Origin of the sequence: Neorhizobium alkalisoli, from assembly GCF_007829835.1 — a bacterium.
Lineage (GTDB): Bacteria > Pseudomonadota > Alphaproteobacteria > Rhizobiales > Rhizobiaceae > Neorhizobium.
In genome coordinates, this window is sequence record NZ_VIWP01000030.1 from 1 (window position 1) to 2,625 (window position 2,625).

At 59.7% G+C, this 2,625-nt stretch carries 2 protein-coding genes; both read right to left on the reverse strand.

Annotated elements, in window-relative coordinates; genetic code table 11:
* Nucleotides 1-50: 50 nt before the first annotated feature.
* Entirely contained in the window at nt 51-944 is an 894-nt protein-coding gene (gene istB, locus FHW37_RS33295; protein WP_145643850.1) for an IS21-like element ISRel5 family helper ATPase IstB, read from the reverse strand.
* Nucleotides 941-2,446 carry an IS21 family transposase gene (istA, locus tag FHW37_RS33300; protein ID WP_145643851.1) on the reverse strand — a complete coding sequence of 502 codons (1,506 nt, stop codon included), beginning with the start codon at nt 2,444-2,446 and terminating at the stop codon, nt 941-943. The genes istB and istA overlap by 4 nt, the downstream gene beginning before the upstream one ends.
* Between the last annotated feature and the right edge of the window lie 179 nt (nt 2,447-2,625).

Below are 2,625 nucleotides of genomic sequence, written 5' to 3' on the forward strand. Positions count from 1 at the left end.
TATAGCGCGGCAATCAGGATAAGACGCGGGCGACAATCTGGATGAGATTCTTAGGTCGCGGTCGGGATCAAGTTATCACGCTGATTGTCGCTGACAAGTTCTTCGTCGTTTTCTGATTGCCGCTCCGCGACAGACAGCGTTGAGGTTCTGATTGTCGCAAACGAAGCGGGTCGACCCCGCTGGCGTTTTTCCTCGAGCGCGGTTCTGCGGCGATAGCTTTCGACGTTCATCTCGAAGATCGTCGCATGGTGCACGAGCCTGTCGACCGCTGCGAGCGTCATGGCAGGATCGGGAAAGACCCGGTTCCACTCCCCAAACGGCTGGTTGGCAGTGATCAAGATCGATCGATGCTCGTATCGCGCCGAGATCAGCTCGAAGAGCACGCTTGTTTCCGCCTGGTCCTTGGTGACGTAGGCGAGATCATCGAGGATGAGCAGGTCGTACTTGTTGAGTTTGTCGATGGCAGACTCGAGCTGTAGTTCCCGGCGCGCAACCTGTAGCTTTTGGACGAGATCGGTGGTCCGGGTGAACAGGACCCGCCATCCGTTCTCGATCAGGGCCAGGCCGATAGCGGCGGCGAGATGGCTCTTTCCTCCGCCGGGCGGACCGAACATGAGGATGTTGGCTCCTTTGGCGAGCCAACTGTCGCCGGCGGTAATTGCCATGACCTGCGCCTTTGAGATCATGGGTACAGCATCGAAGGCGAAGCTGTCCAAGGTCTTTCCGGGCGGCAGATGCGCTTCGGCGAGATGCCGTTCAATCCTGCGATTGGCACGCTCTGCCAGCTCGTGCTCGGCAATCGCCGACAGGAAGCGCGCTGCTGGCCATCCTTCCCGGTCTGCCTGCTCGGCAAATTGCGGCCATAGTGTTTTGATGGTCGGTAGCCGAAGCTCGTTGAGCATGATGCCGAGCCGTGCTTCGTCGATCACGTGGGCGTTCTTCATGCGGCTTCTCCTGTCCCGATCAGCGCCTCATAGCCGTTGAGCGATGCGAGCTGCACATGGACGGTAGGTAGCTTGGTTGGATCCGGGCCAAAGAGTGTTCGCATGGCGACCAGATCCGGTAAATCACCGGCGTCCAAGACCCTGGCCAATTCTTCGGCAAGTTCACGCTCGCAACCGCGGTCATGCGCCAGCGCCAGGAGTTCGACGGTGATCTTGCAAGCCTGCTTGTCGGGAAGCTGCTCAGTCAGCGCTTCGAAGGCCTTGCGGTATTCCTGACGCGGGAAGAGCTTGTCGCGATAAACCAGGCCGCGGATCGCCATCGGCTTTTTGCGCAGGGAATGGATGACGTGGTGATAGTTGACGACCTGGTCATGCCGGCCGTCAGCATGGCCGCGTCCCCGGCGCAACGTCATCAGGTGCGTACCGCCGACAAAGACATCCAGTCGGTCGTCGAACAAGCGAACTCGTAACCTGTGGCCGATCAGGCGGGATGGCACGGTGTAGAAGACCTTGCGCAAGGTGAAGCCGCCCGTCCGGGACACCGTAACGACAATCTCTTCGAAGTCCGTGGTCCGGCGCTCTGGCAGCGCCTGCAGATGGGAGCGCTCTGCATCAATGCGCTTGCCATGAGCGGCGTTGCGACGGCTGACGATCTCGTCGACAAAGGCGCGGTAGGAACCGAGATCGTCGAACTCCTTGGTCCCCCGCATCAGCAGGGCATCATGAACGGCATTCTTGAGATGACCATGGGAGCTTTCGATCGAGCCGTTCTCATGCGCGACGCCCTTGTTATTGCGCGTCGGGGTCATCCGGTAATGAGAGCAAAGCTGGTCGTAACGGTGTGTGAGATCGACCTTGGCGTCGGTGTCGAGGTTGCGGAATGCCGCCGACAGGCTGTCGCTGCGGTGATAGAGCGGCGTACCGCCCACGGACCACAGGGCATTTTGAAGCCCCTCAGCTAGCGCGACAAAGCTTTCCCCGCCGAGAATGACATGGGCATGTTCGAAGCCTGACCAGACAAGCCGGAAGTGATAGAACAGGTGATCAAGCGGCTGGCCGGCGATCGTTACACCAAGGCCGCTGGCGTCGGTAAAATCCGAAAGGCCCAGTCGGCCTGGCTCGTGCATCTGGCGGAAGATGACCTCCTGCGCTTCGCCATGGACAGCACGCCACGACCGGATGCGTCGTTCAAGCGTGCGGCGGATACCTTCAGAGAGTTCTGGATGACGGCGAAGCATCTCGTTGTAGACAGCGACGGCACGGATGCCTGGTGCGGCCTTCAGCAGCGGGATGACCTCAGTCTCGAATATCGGCTCCAGGGGATCAGGGCGGCGGCGTCCACGCGGCGCTTTGCTCTGAGATGGTAGTTGTACCTCCTTATCGAGGCGGTATGCCGTGGCTCGGCTGATCGACGCTTTCGCTGCGGCGACCTCGACGGAATGCGTTTGTCGATACTTCATGAAGAGTCTCATCTGATGATCGGTTACATGGCGACCCGGCACAAACTGGTTCTCCAATCCAGAAAACCGCAAATGTACCGAACCGACCGCGATCTTGAGACGCCGAAAATCTGCGCCACGCCGGGGTATGACTACGATCGGGCTACGCCCTCACTCCGTCACACCCCGGCGCGAGTCTCATCCTGATTGACGCTGAATCTTACCTAGATTGCCGCTATGCA